The 26,177-nt window shown below is 60.1% G+C and carries 25 protein-coding genes; 9 read left to right on the forward strand and 16 right to left on the reverse strand.

The window, feature by feature from the left end; all coding sequences use genetic code 11:
- Positions 1-127: 127 nt before the first annotated feature.
- The 3 genes from rho to FQ187_RS22760 form a co-directional block, all read right to left on the reverse strand.
- Positions 128-1,387 (reverse strand): transcription termination factor Rho, encoded by a 1,260-nt coding sequence (rho, locus tag FQ187_RS22750; protein WP_007942421.1) that lies wholly within the window; start codon positions 1,385-1,387, stop codon positions 128-130.
- A 250-nt stretch (positions 1,388-1,637) separates the two neighbouring features.
- Entirely contained in the window at positions 1,638-1,967 is a 330-nt protein-coding gene (gene trxA / locus FQ187_RS22755) for a thioredoxin TrxA (RefSeq protein ID WP_008150340.1), read from the reverse strand.
- A gap of 120 nt (positions 1,968-2,087) precedes the next feature.
- Positions 2,088-2,795, reverse strand: a complete 708-nt coding sequence (locus FQ187_RS22760) for a FadR/GntR family transcriptional regulator (RefSeq protein WP_149631189.1) — start codon at positions 2,793-2,795, stop codon at positions 2,088-2,090.
- 256 nt (positions 2,796-3,051) lie between these two features.
- Here FQ187_RS22760 and FQ187_RS22770 point away from each other — a divergent pair, with 256 nt between their 5' ends.
- From FQ187_RS22770 to ppx, 5 genes are all read left to right on the forward strand, one after another.
- Positions 3,052-3,837 (forward strand): transporter substrate-binding domain-containing protein, encoded by a 786-nt coding sequence (locus FQ187_RS22770; protein ID WP_129440119.1) that lies wholly within the window; start codon positions 3,052-3,054, stop codon positions 3,835-3,837.
- A gap of 36 nt (positions 3,838-3,873) precedes the next feature.
- On the forward strand, positions 3,874-4,542 hold the full coding sequence (locus tag FQ187_RS22775) for an amino acid ABC transporter permease (protein WP_149631190.1): 669 nt from the start codon (positions 3,874-3,876) through the stop codon (positions 4,540-4,542).
- On the forward strand, positions 4,539-5,189 hold the full coding sequence (locus FQ187_RS22780) for an amino acid ABC transporter permease (protein ID WP_149631191.1): 651 nt from the start codon (positions 4,539-4,541) through the stop codon (positions 5,187-5,189). The genes FQ187_RS22775 and FQ187_RS22780 overlap by 4 nt, the downstream gene beginning before the upstream one ends.
- Positions 5,176-5,913, forward strand: a complete 738-nt coding sequence (locus FQ187_RS22785; RefSeq protein ID WP_149631192.1) for an amino acid ABC transporter ATP-binding protein — start codon at positions 5,176-5,178, stop codon at positions 5,911-5,913. Before FQ187_RS22780 ends, FQ187_RS22785 begins: the two co-directional genes overlap by 14 nt.
- Positions 5,914-6,148: 235 nt before the next feature.
- On the forward strand, positions 6,149-7,651 hold the full coding sequence (gene ppx, locus FQ187_RS22790; protein ID WP_149631193.1) for an exopolyphosphatase: 1,503 nt from the start codon (positions 6,149-6,151) through the stop codon (positions 7,649-7,651).
- A 166-nt stretch (positions 7,652-7,817) separates the two neighbouring features.
- Here ppx and ppk1 read toward each other — a convergent pair whose 3' ends face one another.
- Both ppk1 and hemB read right to left on the reverse strand, forming a co-directional pair.
- Positions 7,818-10,040: a polyphosphate kinase 1 gene (gene ppk1, locus FQ187_RS22800; RefSeq protein WP_149631194.1), complete on the reverse strand. Its 2,223-nt coding sequence runs from the start codon at positions 10,038-10,040 to the stop codon at positions 7,818-7,820.
- 18 nt (positions 10,041-10,058) lie between these two features.
- Positions 10,059-11,072, reverse strand: coding sequence for a porphobilinogen synthase (hemB, locus tag FQ187_RS22805; RefSeq protein WP_149631195.1), 1,014 nt, complete (start codon positions 11,070-11,072; stop codon positions 10,059-10,061).
- 208 nt (positions 11,073-11,280) lie between these two features.
- Here hemB and FQ187_RS22810 point away from each other — a divergent pair, with 208 nt between their 5' ends.
- The gene (locus FQ187_RS22810) at positions 11,281-11,913 is read left to right on the forward strand and encodes a DedA family protein (RefSeq protein ID WP_149631196.1); all 633 of its coding nucleotides are present in this window, start codon (positions 11,281-11,283) and stop codon (positions 11,911-11,913) included.
- Here the strand turns inward: FQ187_RS22810 and FQ187_RS22815 are convergent.
- Positions 11,894-13,129 carry a sterol desaturase family protein gene (locus tag FQ187_RS22815; protein ID WP_149631197.1) on the reverse strand — a complete coding sequence of 412 codons (1,236 nt, stop codon included), beginning with the start codon at positions 13,127-13,129 and terminating at the stop codon, positions 11,894-11,896. The genes FQ187_RS22810 and FQ187_RS22815 overlap by 20 nt on opposite strands.
- A 115-nt stretch (positions 13,130-13,244) precedes the next feature.
- Between FQ187_RS22815 and elbB the strand changes: the two genes are divergently transcribed.
- Positions 13,245-13,913, forward strand: a complete 669-nt coding sequence (gene elbB / locus FQ187_RS22820) for an isoprenoid biosynthesis glyoxalase ElbB (RefSeq protein WP_149631198.1) — start codon at positions 13,245-13,247, stop codon at positions 13,911-13,913.
- A gap of 29 nt (positions 13,914-13,942) precedes the next feature.
- On the opposite strand, the gene FQ187_RS22825 is transcribed toward elbB, so the two are convergent.
- The 5 genes from FQ187_RS22825 to FQ187_RS22845 form a co-directional block, all read right to left on the reverse strand.
- Positions 13,943-14,398 (reverse strand): YaiI/YqxD family protein, encoded by a 456-nt coding sequence (locus FQ187_RS22825; protein WP_149631199.1) that lies wholly within the window; start codon positions 14,396-14,398, stop codon positions 13,943-13,945.
- Between the two features lie 27 nt (positions 14,399-14,425).
- Positions 14,426-16,324: a cytochrome c/FTR1 family iron permease gene (locus tag FQ187_RS22830; RefSeq protein WP_149631200.1), complete on the reverse strand. Its 1,899-nt coding sequence runs from the start codon at positions 16,322-16,324 to the stop codon at positions 14,426-14,428.
- A 247-nt stretch (positions 16,325-16,571) separates the two neighbouring features.
- Entirely contained in the window at positions 16,572-17,204 is a 633-nt protein-coding gene (gene rhtB, locus FQ187_RS22835) for a homoserine/homoserine lactone efflux protein (RefSeq protein ID WP_149631201.1), read from the reverse strand.
- A 115-nt stretch (positions 17,205-17,319) separates the two neighbouring features.
- On the reverse strand, positions 17,320-17,901 hold the full coding sequence (locus FQ187_RS22840; RefSeq protein WP_134420855.1) for a mechanosensitive ion channel family protein: 582 nt from the start codon (positions 17,899-17,901) through the stop codon (positions 17,320-17,322).
- Positions 17,901-19,811: an ATP-binding cassette domain-containing protein gene (locus tag FQ187_RS22845; protein ID WP_046045102.1), complete on the reverse strand. Its 1,911-nt coding sequence runs from the start codon at positions 19,809-19,811 to the stop codon at positions 17,901-17,903. The genes FQ187_RS22840 and FQ187_RS22845 overlap by 1 nt, the downstream gene beginning before the upstream one ends.
- Before the next feature lie 50 nt (positions 19,812-19,861).
- Here FQ187_RS22845 and FQ187_RS22850 point away from each other — a divergent pair, with 50 nt between their 5' ends.
- Positions 19,862-20,326 carry a TIGR02444 family protein gene (locus FQ187_RS22850; protein WP_149631202.1) on the forward strand — a complete coding sequence of 155 codons (465 nt, stop codon included), beginning with the start codon at positions 19,862-19,864 and terminating at the stop codon, positions 20,324-20,326.
- On the opposite strand, the gene FQ187_RS22855 is transcribed toward FQ187_RS22850, so the two are convergent.
- Complete coding sequence (locus FQ187_RS22855) at positions 20,323-21,432, reverse strand: AlgP family protein (protein ID WP_149631203.1); 1,110 nt, start codon at positions 21,430-21,432, stop codon at positions 20,323-20,325. The genes FQ187_RS22850 and FQ187_RS22855 overlap by 4 nt on opposite strands.
- A 192-nt stretch (positions 21,433-21,624) precedes the next feature.
- Here FQ187_RS22855 and FQ187_RS22860 point away from each other — a divergent pair, with 192 nt between their 5' ends.
- Complete coding sequence (locus FQ187_RS22860) at positions 21,625-22,290, forward strand: FKBP-type peptidyl-prolyl cis-trans isomerase (RefSeq protein ID WP_149631204.1); 666 nt, start codon at positions 21,625-21,627, stop codon at positions 22,288-22,290.
- Between the two features lie 63 nt (positions 22,291-22,353).
- Here the strand turns inward: FQ187_RS22860 and FQ187_RS22865 are convergent, their stop codons facing one another.
- From FQ187_RS22865 to FQ187_RS22880, 4 genes are all read right to left on the reverse strand, one after another.
- Complete coding sequence (locus tag FQ187_RS22865; RefSeq protein WP_046045098.1) at positions 22,354-22,812, reverse strand: Rsd/AlgQ family anti-sigma factor; 459 nt, start codon at positions 22,810-22,812, stop codon at positions 22,354-22,356.
- A gap of 179 nt (positions 22,813-22,991) precedes the next feature.
- Positions 22,992-23,543: a disulfide bond formation protein B gene (locus FQ187_RS22870; protein ID WP_149631205.1), complete on the reverse strand. Its 552-nt coding sequence runs from the start codon at positions 23,541-23,543 to the stop codon at positions 22,992-22,994.
- A 229-nt stretch (positions 23,544-23,772) separates the two neighbouring features.
- Complete coding sequence (locus FQ187_RS22875) at positions 23,773-25,011, reverse strand: heme biosynthesis protein HemY (RefSeq protein WP_149631206.1); 1,239 nt, start codon at positions 25,009-25,011, stop codon at positions 23,773-23,775.
- Positions 25,008-26,162, reverse strand: coding sequence for a uroporphyrinogen-III C-methyltransferase (locus FQ187_RS22880; RefSeq protein WP_149631207.1), 1,155 nt, complete (start codon positions 26,160-26,162; stop codon positions 25,008-25,010). Before FQ187_RS22880 ends, FQ187_RS22875 begins: the two co-directional genes overlap by 4 nt.
- Positions 26,163-26,177 lie beyond the last annotated feature (15 nt).

Genomic DNA, 26,177 nt, shown 5'->3' on the forward strand with positions numbered 1-26,177 from the left:
GTTGGCCGTGCCGTTCGGGGGTGGCAGTTTAGCGCCGAACCCCTCTATTCAGAACCACGAACTGCCGGTTCATCAAAAATCAGATAGCAAAAAGCCGGGTTTCCCCGGCTTCTGCTGATCTATCGACTTACTTGCGTTTCATCGACAGGAAGAACTCATCGTTGGTCTTGGTCGTTTTCAGCTTGTCGACCAGGAACTCGATGGCAGCGATTTCGTCCATCGGGTGCAGCAGCTTGCGAAGGATCCACATGCGTTGCAACTCGTCGTCGGCAGTCAGCAACTCTTCGCGGCGGGTGCCGGAACGGTTGATGTTGATGGCCGGGAAGACGCGTTTTTCGGCGATACGACGATCCAGCGGCAGTTCCATGTTGCCCGTGCCTTTGAATTCTTCGTAGATCACTTCGTCCATCTTCGAGCCGGTTTCAACCAGCGCGGTGGCGATGATGGTCAGCGAACCGCCTTCTTCGATGTTCCGCGCGGCGCCGAAGAAACGTTTCGGTTTCTCCAGGGCGTGGGCATCGACACCACCGGTGAGTACTTTGCCGGAGCTCGGGATCACGGTGTTGTAGGCGCGAGCCAGACGGGTGATGGAGTCGAGCAGGATCACCACGTCCTTCTTGTGTTCGACCAGGCGCTTGGCCTTCTCGATCACCATTTCGGCAACCTGCACGTGGCGGGTTGGCGGCTCATCGAACGTCGAGGCAACCACTTCGCCGCGCACGGTGCGCTGCATTTCGGTTACTTCTTCCGGACGTTCGTCGATCAGCAAAACGATCAGATGAACTTCAGGGTTATTACGAGCGATGTTCGCGGCGATGTTCTGCAGCATGATCGTTTTACCGGCTTTCGGCGGTGCAACGATCAGACCGCGCTGGCCTTTGCCGATCGGGGCGCACAGGTCGATGACACGACCGGTCAAGTCTTCGGTGGAGCCGTTGCCGGCTTCCATCTTCATGCGCACGGTCGGGAACAGCGGGGTCAGGTTCTCGAAGAGAATCTTGTTTTTCGCGTTCTCGGGACGATCGTAGTTGATCGTGTCGACCTTGAGCAGCGCGAAATAACGCTCGCCTTCCTTTGGAGGACGGATCTTGCCAACGATGGTGTCACCGGTGCGCAAGTTGAAGCGACGGATCTGACTCGGCGAGACGTAGATATCGTCTGGGCCGGCGAGATAGGAAGCGTCAGCGGAGCGAAGGAAGCCGAAGCCGTCCTGGAGAATCTCCAGCACGCCATCACCGGAGATTTCCTCGCCGCTTTTAGCGTGCTTTTTGAGCAGGGAGAAAATCACGTCCTGCTTGCGCGAACGGGCCATATTTTCTATGCCCATCTGTTCGGCCAATTCGAGCAGTTCGGTAATCGGCTTTTGCTTGAGTTCAGTCAGATTCATATAGGAATGACGTAATCATTTATGGAGGGGGGGGAAATTAAGCTTTTGGCTTAATGAGGCCGCGCCGCAGAGAAGGCGACAGGATCGCGTACTTATTCGAAAAGGAGTGCGTCGGCGACGGCTAGCAGGGGGCAATGGAGAAACCAGTGCGGGGCCGAATGTACCACCTGAGTTTCGGAGCGTCTAGCCCTGAATAACGAAAAGGCCCCGCAATATGCGGGGCCTTTTAAATGACGCTTTACAACGACGCTTAGATGTTGGCGTCGAGGAAGGCAGCCAGTTGCGACTTCGACAGCGCACCGACCTTGGTGGCTTCAACGTTGCCGTTCTTGAACAGCATCAGAGTCGGGATACCACGCACGCCATGCTTGGCCGGAGTTTCCTGGTTTTCGTCGATGTTCAGTTTGGCAACGGTCAGCTTGCCTTTGTAGGTTTCAGCAATTTCGTCCAGAACAGGAGCGATCATTTTGCAAGGGCCGCACCATTCAGCCCAGTAGTCGACCAGTACAGCGCCTTCGGCCTTGAGGACGTCGACGTCGAAGCTAGCGTCGGTGACGTGTTTAATAAGATCGCTGCTCATGGAAGTCTCCAGGTTGTAAGCAAAAAAACGTGGCCCATCATAGCCGCCCTTCCCTCGTTCAGGAAGGTGCAGATGATTGAGTCTCGCTATGGTGCCGCATGAGTTTGGGTATAGCCCAAGTCACGAGGTGGCGGGAGCGACGAAGGCAATTCCTGTGCGCAGTGCCGCGTTACGCACATGTTCGTGCATGGCCTTCTGCGCTGCGCCGGACGCCCGCCGGGCCAGTGCGCGGAGGATTTTGCGGTGTTCCTGCCAGGTTTCCATGGCCCGTTCCGCCCGGATGAACGGTAGTTTCTGGCTCTCTAGAAAAATGTCGGCGCTGGCCGTCAGAATGCTCAGCATCGCCTGATTGCCGCTCGCCAGCAGGATGCGCCGGTGAAACTCGAAATCCAGTCGCGCCGCGGCCTCGAAGTCGCCGGCCTTCAATTCGATGCGCATCGCGGCGACGTTATCTTCCAGTGCATCGAGCTCGTGAGTACTGAGGGTCACCGCCGCCAAACCGGCCGCAAAGCCTTCCAGCGCATAGCGCAACTGGAAGATGTCCAGCGGCGAGGCTTGCGCCGCAAATGGCCAACTCAGCCCCGCATCGCCTCGCAGCAAATCAACCGGTGACTGCACGAACACGCCTTTGCCAGGCTGGATACTGATCACCCCCAACGCACTCAATGACGATAACGCTTCGCGCAGCGACGCCCGACTGACCCCCAATTGCACCGCCAAATCCCGTTGCGAGGGCAAAGCATCGCCCGGCCCGAAACCTTGCTCGGTGATGAGTTTACGGATGGCTAGCAGCGCCACTTCAGGTACGGCGCGGGAGATCGAGTTCATGGTTTTTCAGACGAACCAGGCCAATGAGCGGTTAGTTGTAAAGCTATTCGCGACGCCCGGCAAGTCGTGCCCCATGGGGGTTCGGCGAATTCCAGCGATGCGCTATCGGGGTGCGAAACCGCGCACGACTGTTCAGACCAGTAAGACCGAGTAGCACCAGCAAAACCGTGGCCTTGCGCCCCCAAAACCCGATGTTGGCATGGCCCGTGCTCTGTCGATCCGCAGAATTCACTTCTCGCCGATTCGGAGATTTGCCATGACCCAGCGTTACAGCGCCCTCCTCGCAGCCCTGTTTGCCAGCCTGATGCTGAGCCAGGCGCCCGCCCACGCCGACGGTCTGGAGGATGTGGTCAAGCGCGGCGTCCTCAAGGTTGCCGTGCCTCAAGACTTCCCGCCCTTCGGCTCGGTCGGCCCGGACATGAAACCGCGCGGCCTGGACATCGATACGGCAAAACTGCTGGCCGACCAACTCAAGGTCAAACTCGAGCTGACGCCGGTCAACAGCACCAACCGCATTCCGTTCCTGACCACCGGCAAGGTCGATCTGGTGATCTCCAGCCTCGGCAAGAACCCCGAGCGCGAGAAGGTCATCGATTTCTCCCGTGCCTACGCGCCGTTCTACCTTGCCGTTTTCGGTCCGCCAGACGCCAGCATCAAAAGCCTGGACGACCTCAAGGGCAAAACCATCAGCGTCACCCGTGGTGCCATCGAAGACATCGAGTTGACCAAAGTCGCGCCCGAAGGCGTGAACATCAAGCGCTTCGAAGACAACAACTCGACCATCGCCGCTTACCTCGCCGGGCAAGTCGATCTGATCGCCAGCGGCAACGTGGTGATGGTGACCATCAGCGAGCGCAACCCGAAACGCATTCCGGCGCTGAAAGTGAAGCTCAAGGATTCGCCGGTCTATGTCGGCGTGAACAAAAACGAGCCGGCGCTGCTGGACAAGGTCAACCAGATCCTCGCCACCGCCAAGACCGACGGCGCGCTGGAGAAGAACTCCAGGACCTGGCTCAAAGAGCCGCTACCGGCCGATCTCTGACTGTCGTGCGACGCCGTTTAAACAAGGAGCCTAAACATGGCTTATCAGTTCGATTTCATTCCGGTGGTGCAAAACACCGACCTGCTGCTGCGCGGTGCGCTGTTCACCCTTGAACTGACGGCCATCGGCGCGGTGCTCGGGGTGAGTCTGGGCATCGTCGGGGCGCTGGTGCGGGCGTGGAACATCCGCCCGTTCGCCGGCATTTTTGGGGTCTACGTCGAGTTGATCCGCAACACGCCGTTTCTGGTGCAGTTGTTTTTCATCTTCTTCGGCCTGCCGTCACTGGGTGTGCAGATTTCGGAATGGCAGGCGGCGGTGCTGGCGATGGTGATCAACCTCGGCGCCTATTCCACCGAGATCATCCGCGCCGGCATTCAAGCGATCCCCCGAGGACAGCTGGAAGCCGCCGCCGCGTTGGCGATGACCCGTTTCGAAGCCTTTCGCCACGTAGTGCTGCTGCCGGCGCTGGGCAAGGTTTGGCCGGCATTGAGCAGCCAGATCATCATCGTGATGCTGGGTTCGGCGGTCTGCTCGCAGATCGCCACCGAAGAGCTGAGCTTCGCCGCCAACTTCATTCAGTCGCGCAACTTCCGCGCCTTTGAAACCTATGCGCTGACCACGCTGGTCTACCTGTGCATGGCGCTAATGATCCGCCAATTGCTGAACTGGATTGGTCGCCGCTATATAGCCCGGAGCAGCCAATGAGCGATTTCACATTCTGGGACGTCGTACGCAACCTGCTCACCGGCCTGCAATGGACCTTGGCGCTGTCTCTGGTGGCGTTTATCGGTGGCGGACTGATCGGCTTGCTGATCATGGTCATGCGCATCTCGAAAAAATCCCTGCCGCGCAACTTCGCTCGCACCTACATCGAGCTGTTCCAGGGAACGCCGCTGTTGATGCAGCTGTTTCTGGTGTTCTTCGGCGTGGCGTTGGCCGGGGTGGAGATTTCGCCGTGGATGGCGGCGGCGATAGCCCTGACGCTGTTCACCAGCGCCTACCTGGCGGAGATCTGGCGTGGTTGCGTCGAATCGATCCCCAATGGTCAGTGGGAAGCCTCGTCGGGCCTGGCACTGAGCCCGCTGGAGCAACTGCGCTACGTGATCCTGCCGCAAGCGTTGCGGATCGCCGTGGCGCCGACCGTTGGCTTTTCCGTGCAAGTGGTCAAAGGCACCGCCGTCACCTCGATCATCGGCTTCACCGAACTGACCAAGACCGGCGGCATGCTCGCCAACGCGACCTTCGAACCGTTCATGGTCTACGGCCTCGTGGCCCTCGGCTATTTCCTGCTCTGTTACCCCTTGTCCCTCAGTGCGCGCTACCTGGAAAGGAGACTGCATGCCTCTGCTTAGAATTTCCGCTTTGCATAAATATTACGGCGATCACCATGTACTCAAAGGCATCGACCTGAGCGTCGAGGAAGGCCAGGTGGTGGCGATCATCGGCCGCAGCGGTTCGGGAAAATCCACATTGCTGCGCACGCTCAATGGCCTGGAATCGATCAACGACGGCGTGATTGAAGTCGACGGCGACTACCTCGACGCCGCTCGTGCCGATCTGCGCAGCTTGCGACAGAAAGTCGGGATGGTGTTTCAGCAGTTCAACCTGTTCCCGCACCTGACGGTCGGCGAGAACGTGATGCTCGCACCGCAAGTGGTGCAGAAAGTGCCGAAAGCCAAAGCGGCCGAACTGGCGCGGGAGATGTTGGAGCGGGTCGGGCTGGGGGAAAAATTCGATGCCTTCCCGGATCGGTTGTCTGGCGGGCAGCAACAGCGGGTGGCGATTGCCCGGGCGCTGGCGATGTCGCCGAAGGTCTTGCTGTGCGATGAGATTACCTCGGCGCTGGACCCGGAATTGGTCAATGAAGTGCTGAGCGTGGTCCGGCAACTGGCCAAGGAAGGGATGACGTTGATTATGGTCACCCATGAGATGCGTTTTGCCCGGGAGGTTGGGGATAAGTTGGTGTTCATGCATCAGGGCAAGGTGCATGAGGTCGGGGATCCGAAGATTCTGTTCGCGAATCCGCAGACGGCGGAGCTGGCGAATTTTATCGGGACGGTTGAGGCGGCGGGCTGATCGATCTTCGGCGCCTGCGAGGCAGCTTTCGCGAGCAAGCCCGCTCCCACAGTTGACCGCGTTCGTACTGAGGTACTCGGTTGAATATGGGAGCGGGCTTGCTCGCGAAGGGGCCATCAGCAACACCGCAAATATTCCCGCGGTAAAAGATCGCAGCCTTCGGCAGCTCCTACGCGTTGGCGGCAGCGTTTGATCGTGGCACGATGTCGAGGTTATCGACCGAGACCCCCTGACCATGCCGCAATCCCAAGCCAAGAATCTGTCCCTGATCGCCGCAATCGACCTGGGCTCCAACAGCTTTCACATGGTCGTGGCCAAGGCCCAGAACGGCGAAATCCGTATTCTCGAGCGTCTCGGGGAGAAGGTTCAGCTGGCCGCAGGCATCGACGATGAGCGCCAGCTCAGTGAAGAATCCATGCAACGCGGGCTCGATTGCCTGAAGCGTTTTGCCCAACTGATCAACGGTATGCCACCCGGCGCCGTGCGGATCGTCGGCACCAACGCCCTGCGTGAAGCCCGCAACCGTGGCGAATTTATCCGCCGCGCTGAAGAAATCCTTGGCCACCCGGTGGAAGTCATCTCCGGTCGTGAAGAAGCACGCCTGATTTACCTCGGCGTTTCCCACACCCTCGCCGACACCCCGGGCAAACGCCTGGTGGCCGACATCGGCGGCGGCAGTACCGAATTCATCATCGGCCAGCGCTTCGAACCGCTGCTGCGCGAAAGCCTGCAAATGGGCTGCGTCAGCTACACCCAGCGCTATTTCAAGGACGGCAAGATCACCCCGGCCCGCTACGCCCAGGCGTACACGGCGGCGCGGCTGGAGATCATGAGCATCGAACACGCCCTGCACCGCCTGACCTGGGATGAAGCCATCGGCTCCTCGGGCACCATCCGCGCCATTGGCCTGGCACTGAAGGCCGGCGGGCATGGCACTGGCGAGGTCAATGCCGAAGGCCTGGCCTGGCTCAAGCGCAAGCTGTTCAAACTGGGCGATGCCGACAAGATCGATTTCGAAGGCATCAAGCCCGACCGCCGGGCGATCTTCCCGGCGGGCCTGGCGATTCTCGAAGCGATCTTCGACGCGCTCGAGCTGCAACGCATGGACCACTGTGAAGGCGCCCTGCGCGAAGGCGTGCTCTATGACCTGCTGGGCCGTCATCATCACGAAGACGTCCGCGAGCGCACCCTCAGCTCGTTGATGGAGCGTTATCACGTCGATCTGGAACAAGCGGTGCGCGTTGAGCGCAAGGCGTTGCATGCTTTCGATCAAGTGGCTGAGGATTGGGAGCTGGATGACGGGGTATGGCGTGAATTGCTCGGCTGGGCGGCGAAGGTCCATGAAGTGGGCCTGGACATCGCTCACTATCACTACCACAAGCACGGCGCCTACCTGATCGAGCATTCGGACCTGGCCGGGTTCTCCCGCGAAGACCAGCAAATGCTCGCGCTATTGGTGCGTGGGCACCGCCGCAATATTCCCCGGGACAAGTTTGCCGACTTCGGCGATGAAGGCATCAAGCTGATTCGCCTGTGCGTGCTGCTGCGCTTTGCGATTCTGTTCCATCACATCCGCGGCACCCAGGAAATGCCCCAGGTCGTGCTACAGGCCAATGGCGACAGCCTGGATGTGTTGTTCCCGGAAAACTGGCTGGACGAAAACCAGTTGACTCAGGCCGACTTCGGCCTGGAAGCGGAGTGGCTGACCCGGGTGGGCTTTGTGCTTAACGTTCGCTGAAATTGAAAAAGGCCTTCTTCGGAAGGCCTTTTTTGTATCCGCGATTCAGCAAACGACACAATCCCCATGTGGGAGCGGGCTTGCTCGCGAATGCAGTGTGTCAGTCGACATCAGTATTGACTGACACTCCCCTTTCGCGAGCAAGCCCGCTCCCACAGGTTTTGTATTAACGCACGGTCAGAATCGGGCTACCCAAACGCTCCAGCAAAGTCGCCTGCGCGCTACGCGGGTTCTGGTTGCCGGTCGGCGTGTTGCGGATGTAACGGCCGTCCGCCTGCAAGCTCCAGCTGTGGGTGTTATCGGTGAGATACAGCTCCAGCTCTTTCTTGACCCGCATGATCAGCTTCTTGCCCTCGACCGGGAAGCAAGTCTCGACGCGCTTGTCGAGGTTGCGCTCCATCCAGTCGGCGCTGGACAGGAACATCTGCTCTTCGCCGCCATTGAGGAAGTAGAAGACCCGGGTGTGCTCCAGGAAACGCCCGATGATCGAGCGCACGTGGATGTTGTGCGAAACCCCGGCGATGCCCGGACGCAGGCAGCACATGCCGCGCACCACCAGATCGATACGCACCCCGGACTGACTGGCCTTGTACAGCGCGCGGATGATCTTCGGATCGGTCAGCGAGTTGAACTTGGCGATGATGTGCGCCGGCTTGCCGTCGAGGGCGAACTGGGTCTCCCGGGCAATCATGTCGAGCATGCCCTTCTTCAGCGTGAACGGCGCGTGCAGCAGCTTCTTCATGCGCAGGGTTTTACCCATGCCGATCAGCTGGCTGAAGAGTTTGCCGACGTCTTCACACAAGGCGTCATCCGAGGTCAGCAGGCTGTAGTCGGTGTACAGACGGGCGTTGGCCGCGTGGTAGTTGCCGGTCCCCAAGTGAGCGTAACGGACAATCTCGCCGGCCTCACGACGCAAGATCAGCATCATCTTGGCGTGGGTCTTGAAGCCGACCACGCCGTAAATCACCACCGCACCGGCCGCTTGCAGACGGCTGGCCAGTTGCAGGTTGGACTCTTCATCAAACCGCGCGCGCAATTCGATCACCGCAGTGACCTCCTTGCCGTTACGCGCCGCATCGACCAGCGCATCGACGATTTCCGAGTTGGCGCCGGAGCGGTACAGGGTCTGACGGACCGCCAAAACATGCGGGTCCTTGGCAGCCTGGCGCAGCAGGTCGACCACCGGGGTGAATGACTCGAACGGGTGCAGCAACAGGATGTCCTGCTTGCTGATCACGCTGAAGATGTTCTCGCTGTTTTGCAGCAGTTTCGGGATCTGTGGGGTGAACGGCGTGTATTGCAGCGCTCGCTGACTGTCCAGACCGGTGATGCTGAACAGGCGGGTCAGGTTGACCGGACCGTTGACCTGATACAACTCGGTCTCGTGCAGGTTGAACTGCTTGAGCAAGTAGTCGGACAGGTGTTTCGGGCAGGTGTCAGCGACTTCCAGACGCACCGCGTCACCGTAGCGACGCGAGAACAACTCGCCGCGCAGGGCGCGGGCCAGGTCTTCTACATCTTCGGTGTCGACGGCGAGGTCGGCGTTTCGGGTCAGACGGAACTGGTAGCAGCCCTTGACCTTCATGCCCTGGAACAGGTCATCGGCGTGCGCATGGATCATCGACGACAGGAACACGTAGTTGTCGCCAGAGCCGCCCACTTCTTCCGGCAACTTGATGACGCGCGGCAGCAGACGTGGTGCCGGAATGATCGCCAAACCGGAATCGCGGCCGAAGGCATCGATACCTTCGAGCTCGACGATGAAGTTCAGGCTCTTGTTCACCAGCAAAGGGAACGGGTGCGTCGGGTCGAGGCCGATCGGGGTAATGATCGGCGCGATCTCGTCGCGGAAATAGCGGCGCACCCAGGTTTTGATCTTGGTGGTCCAGTGACGCCGGCGGATGAAGCGAACCTGATGCTTTTCCAGTTCCGGCAACAGAATGTCGTTGAGGATCGCGTACTGGCGATCGACGTGACCGTGCACCAGTTCGCTGATGCGGGCCAGGGCCTGATGCGGTTGCAGGCCATCGGCGCCGGCCTGTTCACGGGCGAAGGTGATCTGCTTCTTCAGGCCGGCCACACGAATCTCAAAGAACTCGTCCAGGTTGCTGGAGAAGATCAGCAGAAACTTCAGCCGCTCCAGCAGCGGGTAGGACTCATCCAGCGCCTGCTCCAGCACACGGATGTTGAACTGCAGTTGCGAGAGCTCGCGATGGATGTACAGGCTGCTGTCATCCAGACCGGGAATGGCAATCGCTGGCGCCGCTATTGCGGTCTCGGCCACCACCGCGGGTGGAGCAGGCTCCAGTTCCGGCGGGGTTTCGGCGATTTGCTCCACCACAGGTTGAGCATCTTTTACGGCAACTTCAGTGAGTCCTTCGGTATTCATCGAATGTTCCTGGGAGGGCTATTTTTGCTCTCGTAACAATTGAGCGGCACGGACGGCAAAGTAAGTCAGGATGCCATCAGCGCCTGCACGTTTAAAAGCGGTCAGGGATTCGAGGATAACCCCTTCGCTCAACCAGCCATTCTGGATCGCCGCCATGTGCATGGCATATTCACCGCTGACCTGATAAACAAAGGTCGGCACTTTAAATTCTTCTTTGACCCGGTAGAGGATGTCCAGATACGGCATGCCTGGCTTGACCATGACCATGTCCGCGCCTTCTGACAAGTCTGCCGCCACTTCGTGCAGGGCTTCGTTGCTGTTGGCCGGGTCCATCTGATAGGAGGCCTTGTTGGCCTTGCCCAGGTTCAGCGCCGAACCGACCGCATCGCGGAACGGGCCGTAATAGGCGCTGGCGTACTTCGCCGAGTAGGCCAGGATCCGCACGTTGACGTGATCGGCCAGTTCCAGCGCTTCGCGGATCGCCTGGATGCGACCGTCCATCATGTCCGACGGGGCCACCACCTGAGCGCCGGCTTCGGCGTGGGACAGCGCCTGCTTGACCAGTGCGTCGACGGTGATGTCGTTCTGCACGTAGCCTTCTTCGTCGAGGATACCGTCCTGCCCGTGGGTGGTGAACGGGTCCAGGGCGACGTCAGTGATCACACCCAGTTCAGGAAACTGCGCCCGCAATGCGCGGGTGGCGCGCTGAGCAATGCCGTTCGGGTTCCAGGCTTCGGCGGCGTCCAGGGACTTGAGCTCCGGCGGCGTCACCGGGAACAACGCCAAGGCCGGAATCCCCAGCTCGACCCACTTGGCCGCTTCTTCAAGCAACAGATCGATGGTCAGGCGCTCGACGCCTGGCATCGACGCCACCGCTTCGCGACGGTTTTCACCGTCCAGCACGAACACCGGCAGGATCAGATCATCGACGGTCAGAACGTTTTCACGGACCAGTCGACGCGAAAAATCATCACGGCGATTGCGACGCAGGCGGGTTGCAGGAAACAAACGGTTGGCGGGGGTAAAGCTCACGGCAGACTCCTGAGCCCGCGCTGGCGGGCGAGCGTGACAGTTATAAGCGGGCATTATGACGAACAGATGACAGTTGTGCTTAGCCCTGTGACACGCAGCCGCATTCCATTGTCCTTGTAGGAAATGTTCACGTCGAGACACATTTGGACACTTTCATGAATGTTCCCGAAGGGTTAGGCTGCGCGTTCATTTCGCCAGCATCCAGACAATGCTCCAACAATTTCTTCAGGAATTCGGCTACTTCGCCCTCTTTCTCGGCACGTTTTTCGAAGGCGAAACCATTCTGGTGCTCGCAGGCTTCCTCGCGTTCCGCGGATACATGGACCTCAAAGTGGTCATGATCGTGGCGTTCCTCGGCAGTTATGCCGGTGATCAGCTCTGGTATTTCCTGGGGCGCAAGCACGGCCGCAAGTTGCTGGCGCGCAAACCGCGCTGGCAATTGATGGGCGACCGGGCGCTGGAACACATCCGCAGGCACCCGGACATCTGGGTACTGAGCTTCCGCTTTGTCTATGGCCTACGCACGGTGATGCCGGTGGCGATCGGCCTGTCGGGCTATCCGCCGGGACGTTATCTGCTGCTCAACGGGATTGGTGCCGCGATCTGGGCCGCGGCACTGGCTGCCGCCGCGTATCACTTCGGCGCGGTGCTCGAAGGCCTGCTCGGCAGCGTCAAGAAGTACGAGCTCTGGGTGCTTGGTGCCCTGCTGATCCTGGGCTTTTGCCTGTGGTTGCGCCGACGCTTCAAGAATGCACGTCTGGCGAAGAAGATCTACGCCGACGAGCAGGCCTTGAAATCTGAACAAGCCAAAACCAACGAACCTACGACGCCAGGCGAGTGAAACGGTTTCTGCAACAGTAGAGACCGATTCCGCTGAGCAGGCTGTAACTCAGCAAGCCGACCCAACCTGCCGCGCTGGCAGGCCACAGTCCAACGACCGGCGCAAGCCACACCAGCGGCACATTCGACGCCAGGCGCAGCAGCTCCAGCTTCAGCGCCCACGGGCGATTCTCCAGGGCCACGCCCAATGTAAACAAACCCAGCGCCACGGCACCCCAACCGAGCACCAGCGCGGCGGTTGGCAAACTGCGCTCCAGGTTCATCAAGTAGCTGCCCAGCGCGATGTAGACGCAGAACTGCAACACGACGTAAAGCTGCTGACGCCCGTCCAGCGGCACTTCGAATTTACGGAACTGACTCAGGTCTGGCTTGTTCATCGGGTACCTGGCCGCCACGTCCGCCGGCCGCCAACCAGTGCGCATGAACCAGATGCGCAGCTTGTCCCATTTGCTTTGCGCACGCCGCGCGTCATCCCACAGCTGCGCGTAGAACTGCACGTTCGCCCACAACGGATTCCAGCTTGCGAGCGGCGTGGTCACGCCGAAAATCACCGGTTCGTTGTCGTCCTCTTCCTGGAACGAGCCGAATAGACGGTCCCAAATAATGAACACCCCGCCGTAGTTGCGATCCATGTAGAGAGCGTTCTGAGCATGGTGAGCCCGATGATTGGACGGCGTGACGAAGAACCACTCGAACCAGCCGAGCTTGGGAATGTGTTTGGTATGCACCCAGAATTGGTACAGCAAGTTCAGCGAGGCGACGCTGATGAACACCAGCAGCGGCACGCCGAGCACGGCCATCGGCAGATAGAAAATCCAGCTCAACAGGAAGCCGGTACTGGTCTGGCGCAGCGCCGTGGAAAGGTTGTAATCCTCGCTCTGGTGATGCACCGAATGCGCCGCCCAGAGGATGTTGCGTTCGTGGCCCATCCGATGCAGCCAGTAGTAGCAGAAGTCGTAGAGGACAAAGGCGAATACCCAGACCCAAAGGCTGTCGGCCGAGAGTTTGAAGAGCGCCAGGTGCTCAAGGGCAAACCCGTAAGTCACCAGCCCGACGCCTTTGGTCAACAGGCCGGTGGTGGTCGACAGCACGCCGGTGCTCATGCTGTTGATCGCGTCAGCCACGCGATAATTGCTCACCCCGCGCCAACGGTCAGCCAGCAGTTCGACGGCAATCAACACAAAGAAAAACGGCACCGCATACAGAATGAAGTCCATGACGCGTCCTGATCGGAATCTTGAGGACAGATCCTAGGTGTAGCCGCGAATTAACCCTATGGCAACGAGTGACAAATTAGTGGACATTTAACGCCATGAATCTGGAGAAAAACCCATGAGCAAAAAAATTGCAGTGATCCTATCCGGCTGTGGCGTGTACGACGGCGCCGAGATCCACGAAAGCGTAATCACCCTGCTGCGTCTGGACCAGCGGGGGGCTCAGGTGCAGTGCTTTGCACCCAATATTGCGCAGTTGCATGTGATCAATCACCTGACCGGCGAAGAAATGCCCGAGTCGCGCAACGTGCTGGTGGAATCGGCGCGGATCGTCCGAGGCAACATCAAGGATATCCGCGAAGCCAACGCCGAAGACTTCGATGCGCTGATTGTTCCGGGTGGTTTCGGGGCGGCCAAGAACCTGTCGAACTTCGCCGTCGAAGGCGCCGGCTGCACCGTGCAACCGGAAGTCCTGGCGCTGGCAGAAGCCTTTGCCGAGGCCGGCAAACCGGTCGGGCTGATCTGCATCTCGCCGGCGCTCGCGGCGAAGATCTATGGACCGGGCGTGACCTGCACCATCGGCAACGACGCCGATACTGCCGCCGCCATGAACAAGATGGGCGCTACACACGCAGACTGCGCGGTAACTGACATCGTTGAAGACAAAGCACGCAAACTGGTCAGCACCCCGGCGTATATGCTGGCGCAGAGCATCAGTGAAGCGGCTTCGGGCATCAACAAACTGGTCGACCGCGTCCTCGAACTGACCCACGAAAACGACGCCTGACACTGTCCCACATTTGATCTGGGCAAGGCTCAGGCTTTGCGTGTGAGACGCGTGAGGATCCGGTCCAGCGCATTGGCAAACGCCTGCTTCTCACGTTCGCCAAACGGCGCTGGCCCGCCGCTCATCTGCCCCTGCTCACGTAGATCGGTGAACAAGTTACGCACCGCCAACCGATCGCCCATGTTCTGCGCATCGAACTCCTTGCCCCGTGGATCCAGCGCCGCAACGCCCTTTTTCACCAGACGGTCGGCCAGCGGCACATCGCTGCAGATCACCAGCTCACCCGGCACCGCATGTTCCACCAGGTAGTCGTCGGCGGCATCCGGACCGGTTGGCACCACGATCAGCTTCACCAGGGCCAAACCCGGTTTGATCTGCGGCTGCCCGGCTACCAACACCACTTCGAACTGGCGCTTGAGGGCGAACTTCACCACCAGATCCTTGGCCGCCCGGGGGCAGGCGTCGGCATCGATCCACACACGCATGTTTTTACCTCTTGAGGATCACTCGGATCAGGAAACCTGCACCCGCCGCTTCTCAGCCAGCCGACTACGGCTATACAACACGATGATCGCGATAATCGCCACCGCCTGCGCACTCAGCGAATACGCATCAGCGTGGATCCCCAGCCAGTCGAAGTCAAAGAATGGCACCGGCCGGGTGCCGAAAATTCCGGCTTCCTGCAACGCCTTCACGCCATGCCCGGCAAACACCACCGACAACGCGCACAACAGACCGGCGTTGATACTGAAGAACAACGACAGCGGCAGTTTCGCCGAGCCGCGCAAGATCACCCAAGCCAGACCCACCAGCAGCACCAACGCCGTCGCACCACCCGCCAGTACCGCGTTATGGCCCGCCGGACCCGCCTGCAGCCACAGGGTCTCGTAGAACAGAACCACTTCAAACAGTTCGCGATACACCGAGAAGAACGCCAGCGTCGCAAACCCGAAACGCCCACCGCCGCCCACCAGATTGCTCTTGATGTAATCCTGCCAGGCCGCCGCATGACGACGGTCATGCATCCACACGCCGAGCCAAAGCACCATAACGGCGGCGAACAACGCTGTCGCGCCTTCCAGCAATTCGCGTTGCGAGCCGCTGACATCGATCACGTAGGCCGCCAGCGCCCAAGTCCCAAGACCGGCCAGCAGCGCCAGACCCCAGCCGACGTTGACACTGCGCACTGCCGATTGCTGGCCGGTGTTACGCAGGAACGCGAGGATTGCCGCGAGCACCAGAATTGCTTCCAGACCTTCGCGCAACAGAATCAACAAACCGGAGATGTAGCTCAGGGACCAGCTCAAGCCATCGCTGCCCAGCAGGCCGGCAGACGTCTTCAACTTGGCCTTGGCCGCGTCCAGACGCTGCTGGACCTGAGCCACCGGCAAACCGTCTTGCAACGACTGACGGTACGCCATCAGCGATTTTTCAGTGTCTTTGCGCACGTTGGTGTCGACGTTATCCAGAGAGCTTTCGACCAGTTCGAAACCCTCCAGGTAAGCCGCCACCGACAGGTCATAGGCCTGATCGTGATCACCGGCACGGTAGGCTAAGAGGCTCTTGTCCAGGGTCGCGGCGGTGTAGTCGAGCAACTGCGCGGGGCCACGCTTGACCTGCGGCGGTTGCGCTCGCTGCGCACGGAAGGTCGCCGCAGCTTGCGGCCCCTCGGCAACCTGCACTTCTGCGGGAGTCTGGCGGCCCAGGTCGGCGATGTTGTAGGTTTTTTCGGATTTTGCGGCAGCCGGGTCGGCGCTGAAGCTGGCGATGTAGGTTGCCAGGTCCCAACGCTGACGATCGTCCAGCTGATCGGCGAAGGCGGGCATGTCGGTGCCTTCGACACCGAGGCCCAGGGTGCTGTAGATCGCGTAGAGGCTCAGGTGATCCAGCCGCGCAGCATCACGCAGATTGGACGGCGGCGGCGTCAGACCGACACCCGCCGGGCCATCCCCGGCACCCGTGTCGCCGTGGCACACCGAACAATGCTGAGCGTACAACGGCGCACCACGGGTCGGATCCGGCGTAATGATCGGCGCCTGGCTGACTTCATAAGTCACCGCCAGCTTCGCGCCGAGTTGCCGTGCCTGACGGGCGACATCTGCACCGTCTTGTCGCGCAGCGACGGCGTTGCGCAGCGTGCTGATGCCCTGCTCCAACCCGGCCTTTTCTGGCTTGGCCGGCATCGCGGCGATCAAGCCTTGCAGCGCCTTGATGGAGTCCAGCTGCTGTTGGTATTCGGACTCATCGATGACCTTGCCTGCCTGCACGGTGTGCGGGTAGTCCGCGCCGATGTAGTCGAGCAAATGCAGCGCTTGCGGCGCGCCTTCCACGGTGTCGGCCAGCAGATTGAAACTGCACAAGGCAAACAGGGGGAACACCAGCCAGGCCAGGAAACGGGACGGGGCACTCATGAATGAATCTCAATTGGAAATAAGAAGTAACACATTGTTCACTTCCAATGACTTTCACTCAAGCTTTGTTGTGAGGTGCGCGATACGGCCAGGTGATCGGGCGCATTGGGTTCGCGTTTCCGAGCCATGATGGCACGCCGTTAAAATGCGCAATAACCTGCCAGCGGACACAGCGCCGGTCATTCTGCGCTGAACCCTAAAACTGAAAAGGCGACCCCAAGGGTCGCCTTTTTTGTGCCCGACGGTTTTACACAGCCACTTTGCGAAGGGTCGCCATGAATGCCGCCGCACCAATGAACAGCCCGGCAAACGTGCGGTTCATGCGTCTCTGCTGCTTGGGCGTGCGCAACATCCGCAGCACCTTCGATGCAAGTCCGGTGTAACCGGCCATGACGATCAAATCAACGCAGACCATGGTCACACCAATGATCAGGTACTGGATCAGCAGCGGCGCATGCGGATCAATGAACTGCGGCAACACCGCCAGCATGAACACCAGCGCCTTGGGGTTGCTGATGTTCACCAGAAAACCACGGAACACCAGGGCCATCGGCTTACCAATCTGACGCACGGCCGCGTCATCGCTCATGTCGCTGGGCAGCGCACGCCATTGCTTGATCGCAAGGTAAACCAGATAGGCGACACCGAACCATTTGATCGCATAGAAGGCCGTGGCCGACGCCGTGAGAATCGCACCAACACCGGCACCGACAATCGCAATCTGCACCGCCAGGCCCAGCTGCAGGCCCAGGGCGTTCCAGTAACCGCGCCAGAAACCGTATCGCAGACCGCTGGACATCGACGCAATGGCGCCGGCACCGGGAGACAGACTGATCACCCAGCAGGCGGCAAAAAAAGCCAGCCACGTTTGAAGCTCCATCGCACACCTCGACTCAGACTCGTGACAGACGTCTAAGCTAATGCGGCTTTGGGCCGATGACTACCGATTTTTTGCAGGACAGAACGGCTGCCGACCAGCGTGGTCGGCATTTCGGCTACTTTTCGAAACCGTTGGAAGGGAATACATCGCTGCCGCGCCAGCGTCGAACCGAGCGCTGGAAGAACAGGCTATTGGGCACTTGCACCATGGCGCTGCCGGTGCCGAGCTCTTCGGCTTCGATCAGCGTGGTGTATAGCAGATTGATCGCAACGACCCGGCCTTTGACGCCAGGCTTGTCGGTGGTGTCCACCAACTCGACCACGTCGCCGAGGCGGAACGGGCCGACGGTGAAGATCAGGATTGCGCACAACAGATTCGAGAGCACGCTCCACATGGCGAAGAACGCCACTGCCGCTACCGCGACAAACCCGGACAACGCGGTCCAGAGTACCGTCGCCGACACCCCGAGGCGTTCCAGCACGAAAATCAGCGCGCTGCCCATGATCAGCCAACGAAGTCCACCGCGCAGCGGCATTAGCAATTGTGGCGGCAACGGATAACGTTCACCCAGGCGAGTCAGGCACTTGGCGACGCAGCGCTGGGCAACATATCCGGCCAACAGAATCAGCAGGATCTGCACGAAGAGCCAGATCGGCTCGATCAACACGGCAGGCAATGGCAGCTTGAAGGCTTCCATCAGGACAGAGCCTCTAGCTCCGCCTGCATGCTTTCGAGCAGTTCCAGCGCTTCCATCCAGGCTTCTTCCAGCTCGGCTTCACGGACCTTCAGCTTGGCCTGTTCGGCCAGCAGATCACGCAAATCGTTCTTGCGCGCCGGCTCGTAAATGTCGCTGTCGCCGAGGCTGGTATCGATCTTCGCCAGTTTCTCATGCAGCTTGCCCAGCTCGGCTTCGAGCTTGTCAGCCTCGCGCTTGTGCGGTGCCAGCTGCTGACGCAACGCGGCCGCCGCCTGGCGCTGGGCCTTCTTGTCGGTCTTGTCCGGATTGACCGGCGTATTGCTGACGGGCGCATTGCGCTGGCGGTAGTCCACCAGCCAACGGGTGTAGTCTTCCAGGTCGCCGTCGAACTCCTCGACCTTGCCGTCCGCCACCAGATAGAAATTGTCGGTGGTGCTTTTGAGCAAATGGCGATCGTGGGAGACCACCAGTACCGCGCCACTGAATTCCTGTAAGGCCATGGTCAGCGCCAGGCGCATTTCCAGGTCCAGGTGGTTGGTCGGTTCGTCGAGCAGCAACAGGTTCGGCCGGCCCCAGGCGATCAACGCCAGCGCCAGACGGGCCTTTTCGCCACCGGAGAAGTTCAGCACCGGCTCATCGATCCGCGCACCGCGGAAGTCGAAACCACCGAGGAAGTCGCGCAGCGTCTGCTCGCGCTCGGTCGGCGCCAGGCGCTGCATGTGCAGCAACGGGCTGGCCTTGGAGTCGAGTGAGTCCAGTTGATGCTGGGCGAAGTAGCCGACGACGGTGTTCTCGCCACGGGTCAGTCGGCCGGACAACGGCTCGAGCTCACCGGCAAGGTTTTTGATCAGGGTCGATTTGCCGGCACCGTTCGGGCCAAGCAAACCGATCCGCGCACCGGGGGTCAGTTGCAGCTTGACCTTCTCCAGCACGGCTCGCTCGCCGTAACCCAGTCGGGCGTCGGAGAGGTCAATCAACGGGCTGGAGATTTTCACTGATTCGCGGAAAACGAAATCGAATGGCGAATCGACATGGGCGGCGGACAGCTCTTCCATCCGCTCCAGCGCCTTGATCCGGCTCTGGGCCTGACGGGCCTTGGTGGCCTGGGCCTTGAAGCGGGCGATGTAGCTTTCCATGTGCGCACGTTGCGCCTGCTGCTTCTCGTAAGCCTGCTGTTGCTGGGCCAGACGTTCGGCACGGGCGCGTTCGAAGGCGCTGTAACCACCGCGATACAGGGTGATCTTGCGCTGATCGACGTGAGCCACGTGATCGACCACGGCATCGAGGAAGTCCCGGTCATGGGAAATCAGCATCAAGGTGCCGGGATAGCTTTTGAGCCATTCTTCGAGCCAGATGATGGCGTCGAGGTCCAAGTGGTTGGTCGGTTCGTCGAGCAACAACAAGTCCGAAGGGCACATCAAAGCCTGCGCCAGGTTCAGACGCATCCGCCAACCACCAGAGAAGTCTCCTACCTGGCGATCCATCTGTTCATTGGTGAACCCAAGGCCAGCCAGCAACTTGCGCGCCCGGGCGTCGGCGGTGTAACCGTCGGCACTGTCGAGCTCCGAGTGCAGGCGGGCCTGAGCGGTACCGTCATGGGCCGCTTCGGCTGCCGCGAGGTCGCGTTGCACCTCGCGCAGGCGCAGGTCGCCATCGAGCACATAGTCGACCGCCACGCGATCGAGGGTGTCGATCTCCTGGCGCATGTGGGCGATGCGCCAGTCCGCCGGCAGGAAACAATCACCCGAGTCCGGGTGCAGGTCACCCAGAAGCAAGGCGAACAGGCTCGATTTGCCGGCGCCGTTGGCACCGATGAGGCCGGCTTTGTGGCCGGCGTGCAGGGTCAGCTCGGCGTCTTCTAGCAGACGTTGAGGGCCACGCTGTAAAGTCAGGTTCTGAAGTCGAATCATAATGGCGGCGGAGTCTACCAGCTTCGCTCGCAACTGGCGCGAGTAGCACTATGTCCTCTGACCTGTGGAGCTTTTCCCTTAGTACTTACGCCCGTCCCGGCGTTGAACCCGCATGCCTGCAATTGCAGTCGGCGGGCATCAATGTGTGCTTGCTGCTCTGCGGGCTGTGGCTGGGAAAACGTGGCGTCGCCTGTAACGAACACCGATTGCAGCAACTGCGTAGCGTGGCCGAGCCGTGGGACGCAGACGTGGTTCGACCGCTGCGAGCCTTGCGGGTGAATTGGAAAGTCGTTGCCGCCGACGATGGCGAACTGAATGCTTTGCGCGAGCAAGTGAAGGCACTCGAACTGGAAGCCGAGCGACATCTGTTGTTGCGACTGGAACGATCGGCGCAGAGTTGGCCGCAAGGTGAGGCGACCGATCTATCGGCCTGGCTGGAAGGTGTAACGGCAGGCGCCGCCCACCTGGACCGCGACGCGCTGCATCAGCTGCGCGTCGCGGTAAGCAGCACTTAGGAAGCGCTGGTTGGGGTGGTTGCTGCGATCGATGCGGCGGCCGGCGTTGGCGCTGGCGTGGCTGTCGAGGTGGCTGCTGCTAAAGCAGACGTTGCTACCGGAGCCGGGTTGGCTGGCTTGGCAACTGGCGCGGCGGCCTGCTTGGCGGCAACCGGTTTTTTCACCGCTGGTTTGGCAGCGGCAGGTTTGGCTGCTGGTTTCGCTGCAGCAGGTTTTGCAGCAGGTTTTGCAGCAGTGGCTGGCTTGGCTGCGGCAGGTTTTGCAGCAGCAGTTTTGGCAGCCGGTTTGGCTGCAGCTTTTGCAGCTGGTTTTGCAGCTGGCTTGGCAGCAGTTTTAGTCGCGACTGATTTCGCGGCAGGCTTGGCAGCAGGTTTCGCAGCGGCAGTTTTTGCGGCCGGTTTGGCAGCTGCTTTCGCCGCTGCAGTTTTCGCCACCGCGGGTTTAGCAGCAGCGGTTCTTGCAGCCGGTTTAGCGGCAGCTGTTTTGGCAGCGGCTGGCTTGGCGGCAGGTTTGGCAGCGGCTGTTTTAGCAGCCGGTTTTGCAGCGCTGGCAGCGACTGGTTTTTTCGCCGCAGGTTTAGCGGCAGGTTTTGCTGCGGCTTTCACCGGTGCTTTGGCGGCCGGTTTGGCAGCAGACTTGGCCGGTGCTTTTGCAGCAGCCGGTTTGGCAGCGGCTTTCTTGGCAGGAGCCGCAGCAGGCTTGGCCGAACGCAGGGACAACGCCTTGCCGACAGCCTCTTGTACACGACCGATGCCCTGGGCCAGTTTCAGGCTTTCTTGAGCATCGCGCTTGAGTTGCAGAATGTAGCTGCGAGTTTCGGATTGACGATCCTTGAGGGCATCGAGCAAGTCCTCAAGCTCCTTCACCGCGCCCTTGGCTTTGGCTTGTGCCTTGGCCTTGCCGGCCGCCGCAGCGTCCTGCAATTTGGTACGGGATTTGTGCAGTTTTTCTTGCGCTTTTCCGCGTTGCTTTTCCAGTTTGGCGAGCAGTTTTTCAGCATCAGCCAAGGCTTGGGAACAAGCGTTTTCCAGGTGCTCGAGCAAGCTGCCCGAGAGTTGTTGGAGTAAGTGCAACGGAGTATTTACAGGCTTCTTGGTGGCCGACATGGTTTACCTCCTGGCTGACGTGGGTGCGGCTCATACTAGACCTCTGCTGCTACCGCCGCTAGGGCATGTTGACAGTATCCAAAGCGCTGCGTTGCAACGGATTGAAATTCTTCTGCGCTTGCGCAAAACCAGTTCACCGTAGAGCACATTCACACTGGCATAATCCCCCGCATCTCAGGTCGGAGAGTGCCCATGTCGCGCTACCTTTTTTTATCACTGTGCGTGTTTTTTTCCGTGGCCCAGGCCGCCGAGAAAACCAAAGAAAATGACACTCATGATCTCTCTTACAGCCTGGGCGCAAGTCTCGGCGAACGCCTGCGCCAGGAGGTTCCCGATCTGCAACTTCAGGCGCTGATCGAAGGTTTGCAACAAGCCTATCAAGGCAAACCCCTGGCGCTGAAAGATGAGCAGATCGAACAGATACTTGCTGAGCACGAAGCCCAGGTCGCCTTGCAACCGAGCACGCCGCAAAGTGAAATCGCCCTCGAAAAAGAGCAGGCCTTTCTCGCCGAGGAAAAAGCCAGACCGGGCGTTCGTGAACTGGCAGATGGAATATTGCTAACGGAGTTGGCGCCAGGCACTGGCGCCAAAGCTGGTCCCAACGGCAAAGTCCAGGTGCTGTATATCGGTCGCCTTCCCGACGGCACAGTGTTCGATCAGAACAGTCAGCCGCAGTGGTTCAGTCTCGACAGTGTGATCAGCGGATGGCGCAGTGCGCTGCAGCAAATGCCGGTCGGGGCAAAATGGCGTCTGGTGATTCCATCGGCCGAAGCCTATGGCGCTGAGGGTGCCGGCGACCTGATTGCACCGTTCACACCGCTGGTATTCGAAGTCGAATTGCGCGGTGCCACAAGCTGAATACCGGAAACGAAAAACGGCGCGCATAGCGCACCGTTTTTGGAGGTCTTGCAGGAAGGGGGTTCAGGCCTGAACCGAGTCCTCTTCCTTGTGAGCGGTGTGCAGCACTTCGATCAGGCAGTCTTCCAGTTCGAAGCGCTCGTGCAACAGGCCACCCAGCTCTTTGAATTTCTCTGCCACGCATTGACCTGCATCACACAGGTCATTAAACGCCAGCAGCTTCTCGGTGATGACGTCGATACGAGGGTAAATGGTCTCGGCCAGCTCGAGCCCGCGAGTGTCACCAAACGCCTTGGCTTCGCCGGTCAGCTGTTCGTAGATCTCGAAGTGCCCGGCAGACACGTAATCGACCAGCACGCCGCAGAACTCCTGCAACGGCTTGCGGTTCTCACCCAGTGCCTCAGGCTTGGCGCCGAGAGCATCATAGGCCCGAACCAGTTCGTGACGCTCCTGCAACCAGCGATCGATCAGCAGATGCACTCCACCCCAACGTTCCTGAGCATTCTGACAACTTTCGAGCATGGTGATCTCTCTTCCCTTGTGGGTCATGCTGCCCTACACCCGTCGCCACACTTGAAGGTCAAGTATCGGCCAGGCAGAGCGTCATTCGAGCAACATAATTCCAATGACACGTGCGGGCCAGATTATGCCCGCGCGACAATGGCTTCAAGGTACGCAGGAGATAAAGTTCATACAAGTGTTTAATCACCCGCCAGCGTCCGGTGCGACGAACCGCCGCTGAGCGGTCGCTGACAAGCTTTCCAGACAAGACGTAGCACCTGATAAATACCTAAAATCGTCATCGCCATGAAGAGCAGCAGACTCCATTCAGGAATACTCAGGTCGAACAGTGTCCACGAAATCTCCGCGCACTCTGCCTCCCCTTTAAACATCTGTGTCACCTGGCAAAACCAGGGCAAGTCCTCGTACGGAACTGCCAGATTAGGCGGACACGTCAACAGCTGATGCGTTGGATCGCTCTGCAGCAAGACCTGCCGCCACGCCGTGACTGTACCCGCCAGATTGCAAACCAGACCGAGCATCCAATACAGGAAAGAGCCAAAGCGGCCCGGCCCATGAACCGAAGCCGTCAGGCAAATACCCGTGAGTAACGCGAGGCAAGATCGCTGCAACAGGCACAACCCGCAAGGCTTGAGGCCGACCGCATATTCCAGGTAATAGGACACGCCCAGGGCCAGGGCACCTGCAATGAAAGCCATGAAAAACAAGGAGCGTGAGCAGGCCAAAGACATGGCATTTCCGTAACAGTAGAGACAGGCGGTTACGGTAGAGGAAAGCGCGGCAGCCTTTCAAGGCAGGCCAGCGGGGACACTTCAACAGAGGTGTAGGGAATTCCCGACAGAAACGAGAGGATTAGGTGTAGTCCTCTGTAGGACTCTGCCGTTAACGGACTACAGAGGTAAAATTCCGACAGTTTGCAGGCAACTGGATCGCTCCTTCGAGCGACCCGTCATCCACTCTTTAAGCGTGAACAGGAACCGGCAACGGTGCCGCCAGCAAGCGCTCGTCCAGCAAGCCCAAGCCCTCCTGGAACAACTGATTGCTGCGTTCTGTGTCACCCAGCTGCGCCAGCAGCCGCGCCAGTTCCGCGCAGGCTTCCGGATTGCGCTGCACGCGCAAGCTGCTTTCCAGATAGTCCCGGGCCTTGCCCCAAAGGCTGCTTTGAAGACACAAGCGCCCCAGGGTCAGCAGCAGGCTCGGGTCGGCCGGATGATCCTTGAGCCAGCCCTCGGCGGTGTGCAGTTGACGTGCCGGATCGCTACCGCGAACGAGTCCGTAGAGGCGCGCCAGATGACTGTCGTAGTTGCGCTTGAGCGCCGTTCGCAGGATCTCTTCGGCCTCGACCTGAGCACCCAGTTGCCGAAGTTGCTCGGCATAAGCGAGCACCAGTTGCGGCTCCTGACGCTGAGCTGAGGTCAACTGCTGCCAGGCGCGATTGAGAGCTTGCAAGCCGACCGTCCCGTCTTCTTCCTGATGCGCCGCCAGGGACAGGTTCTCACCCCAGGCCCGGCGTTCCAATTCGACCAATTCGGCCGGTGGCAGGACCTTGTCCTTGCGTAGCTCCGGCAGCAGGCGAATCACGGCCGACCAGTCGCCCCGCTGTTGGTGCAAGCGCTGCAACTGGCGCAAGGTCTGGACGTTATGAGGATGACGCTCGTGCATGGCTTGCAAGGTCACCAGAGCGCCTTCGGTATCGCCGCGGTCGGTCTGTAATTGTGCGTGGCTCAGGGCAATCGCCAATTCTGCCTGGGGCTGTCGCTCCAGAGCGCGCTCCAGCAGGTTGTCGCTTTCCTCGTATTGACCTTGTTCGTTCGCAGCCCGGGCAGCGCCCAGGTAGTAAAGCAAAGGTTGGCGCTCGGCTTCCGCTGCCCGATGCAGATGACGCTGCGCACTGGCCCAGCGACCTTCGGCCAGATCCAGCTGGCCGTGTTCAATCGCCACCTGCACCCGGCGACTGCGATTGCGCCGCGACCAGGGATTGACCACGCCACTGGAGGTCGTCACCAATTCGATCAACGCCTTGATGCCCCAGAACACCAGCCAGAGCACGGCGACCAACGCCAGGGTTGCCCACAGGCTCGATTCGTAACGGAAGCTTTTGTAGGCGATCAGCACGTAACCGGAATGCTCGGCAATCGCCAGCCCCAGCGCGGCAGCAGCGGCGATCACCAGGAACACGATCACATAGAGGCGTTTCATGGCGTCGCCTCCTGAGCGGTGTCCGCGGCAGGTTTGGCCATCGGTTTGATCGATTCCTCGGCGTTGACATTACGCCGCTCCAGATACCCCTGAACCGCACTCAGCGTGCCGGTCAAGTCTGGCGTGACAACGTTGACCGGTTGCTTGCTCAACTCGCCAACCTGCTCAAGCATCACTTTGCTCTGAGGGTTGTCCGGGTTGAAGTTACCCTTGAGCACGTCCCGCGCTTCGGCAAGCGCCTGGGTATAAACCGCGGCCTGGCCATTGAGCGCGGCCCATTGCGCCTGCTCCAGCGCCAGGCTCAGGGCCAGGCGCACCTGGCTCAGGCTCTGCCCGGCCAGCAACGGACGCACATTCTTGTCGGCGTTAAAGTCGATGCGGACGTAGCGCGAGACCTGATTCCACCATTGCGCCCAGCGACTGGCGCCGTCGCCATCGGCGGTGAGCCCCAACAGGGATTCGCCACGGTCCTTGTACTCAGGTGCCAGCTCGGTGAGGCTGATAACCTGATCGCGCAACGCCCCCAATCGTAGGAACAAACCGGTGCGATCCGGCTGTTGGGTGCTACGCAATGCCACCAGCGTTTTGGCCACTTGCTCGCGAGCGGCAAAAGAACCCGGGTCGTTCTGTTCGCGCAGAATTTCATCGGCGCCCTGTACTAAAGCCTGGGCACTGCTGATGTCCTGCAACGCGGAAAGACGCAGGCTGGCCAGACGCAGCAGGTGCTCGGCCTCGGCCAGACGCCAATCCTTGCGGCTGGCGCCGAGAACCGTTTCCAGACGTTGATTCAAGCGTTGCTGATCGCCTTGAAGTTGAGTGACCAAACGACTGCGCGCATCGAGCTCGTCGGCGGCAGGCATTTGTTCCAGGCGAGCAGTCAGGCGTTGTTCATTGAGCTTCAGGTCTTGCGCCTGATCGTTCAATGCCTGGACCTGGCTCAACTGCTGTTGAGTATTGGCTTGCAGGTGACGCACCTGCCAAACTCCCCAACCGCCCACGGCGACACCGGCAGCGCCCAGCAGCAGCGCGACGATTGCCAGCCCATTGCCTCGGCGCTGCACTGCAGCAGGTGGCCCGGCTTCAACCGGTGCTTCAACCGGTGCATCGAGCACTGGCTGGACGTCATCTTTAGGCAAGGCTGTTTCGCTCACGTATCCATCCTTTGC

The sequence above is a fragment of the Pseudomonas sp. ANT_J28 genome (assembly GCF_008370005.1).
Lineage (GTDB): Bacteria > Pseudomonadota > Gammaproteobacteria > Pseudomonadales > Pseudomonadaceae > Aquipseudomonas > Aquipseudomonas frigoris.

What these genes read in the sequence shown, in the direction of transcription:
- rhtB (WP_149631201.1), bottom strand. Translation starts at nt 17,204, where the DNA reads ATGGAGCTTCAAACGTGGCTGGCTTTTTTTGCCGCCTGCTGGGTGATC.
- elbB (WP_149631198.1), top strand. Translation starts at nt 13,245, where the DNA reads ATGAGCAAAAAAATTGCAGTGATCCTATCCGGCTGTGGCGTGTACGAC.
- ppx (WP_149631193.1), top strand. Translation starts at nt 6,149, where the DNA reads ATGCCGCAATCCCAAGCCAAGAATCTGTCCCTGATCGCCGCAATCGAC.
- FQ187_RS22830 (WP_149631200.1), bottom strand. Translation starts at nt 16,324, where the DNA reads ATGAGTGCCCCGTCCCGTTTCCTGGCCTGGCTGGTGTTCCCCCTGTTT.
- FQ187_RS22785 (WP_149631192.1), top strand. Translation starts at nt 5,176, where the DNA reads ATGCCTCTGCTTAGAATTTCCGCTTTGCATAAATATTACGGCGATCAC.
- FQ187_RS22850 (WP_149631202.1), top strand. Translation starts at nt 19,862, where the DNA reads ATGTCCTCTGACCTGTGGAGCTTTTCCCTTAGTACTTACGCCCGTCCC.
- FQ187_RS22825 (WP_149631199.1), bottom strand. Translation starts at nt 14,398, where the DNA reads ATGCGTGTGTGGATCGATGCCGACGCCTGCCCCCGGGCGGCCAAGGAT.
- FQ187_RS22875 (WP_149631206.1), bottom strand. Translation starts at nt 25,011, where the DNA reads ATGAAACGCCTCTATGTGATCGTGTTCCTGGTGATCGCCGCTGCTGCC.
- FQ187_RS22840 (WP_134420855.1), bottom strand. Translation starts at nt 17,901, where the DNA reads ATGGAAGCCTTCAAGCTGCCATTGCCTGCCGTGTTGATCGAGCCGATC.
- FQ187_RS22845 (WP_046045102.1), bottom strand. Translation starts at nt 19,811, where the DNA reads ATGATTCGACTTCAGAACCTGACTTTACAGCGTGGCCCTCAACGTCTG.
- trxA (WP_008150340.1), bottom strand. Translation starts at nt 1,967, where the DNA reads ATGAGCAGCGATCTTATTAAACACGTCACCGACGCTAGCTTCGACGTC.
- ppk1 (WP_149631194.1), bottom strand. Translation starts at nt 10,040, where the DNA reads ATGAATACCGAAGGACTCACTGAAGTTGCCGTAAAAGATGCTCAACCT.
- FQ187_RS22815 (WP_149631197.1), bottom strand. Translation starts at nt 13,129, where the DNA reads ATGGACTTCATTCTGTATGCGGTGCCGTTTTTCTTTGTGTTGATTGCC.
- FQ187_RS22865 (WP_046045098.1), bottom strand. Translation starts at nt 22,812, where the DNA reads ATGCTCGAAAGTTGTCAGAATGCTCAGGAACGTTGGGGTGGAGTGCAT.
- FQ187_RS22775 (WP_149631190.1), top strand. Translation starts at nt 3,874, where the DNA reads ATGGCTTATCAGTTCGATTTCATTCCGGTGGTGCAAAACACCGACCTG.
- rho (WP_007942421.1), bottom strand. Translation starts at nt 1,387, where the DNA reads ATGAATCTGACTGAACTCAAGCAAAAGCCGATTACCGAACTGCTCGAA.
- FQ187_RS22870 (WP_149631205.1), bottom strand. Translation starts at nt 23,543, where the DNA reads ATGTCTTTGGCCTGCTCACGCTCCTTGTTTTTCATGGCTTTCATTGCA.
- FQ187_RS22860 (WP_149631204.1), top strand. Translation starts at nt 21,625, where the DNA reads ATGTCGCGCTACCTTTTTTTATCACTGTGCGTGTTTTTTTCCGTGGCC.
- FQ187_RS22855 (WP_149631203.1), bottom strand. Translation starts at nt 21,432, where the DNA reads ATGTCGGCCACCAAGAAGCCTGTAAATACTCCGTTGCACTTACTCCAA.
- FQ187_RS22810 (WP_149631196.1), top strand. Translation starts at nt 11,281, where the DNA reads ATGCTCCAACAATTTCTTCAGGAATTCGGCTACTTCGCCCTCTTTCTC.
- FQ187_RS22760 (WP_149631189.1), bottom strand. Translation starts at nt 2,795, where the DNA reads ATGAACTCGATCTCCCGCGCCGTACCTGAAGTGGCGCTGCTAGCCATC.
- FQ187_RS22780 (WP_149631191.1), top strand. Translation starts at nt 4,539, where the DNA reads ATGAGCGATTTCACATTCTGGGACGTCGTACGCAACCTGCTCACCGGC.
- FQ187_RS22770 (WP_129440119.1), top strand. Translation starts at nt 3,052, where the DNA reads ATGACCCAGCGTTACAGCGCCCTCCTCGCAGCCCTGTTTGCCAGCCTG.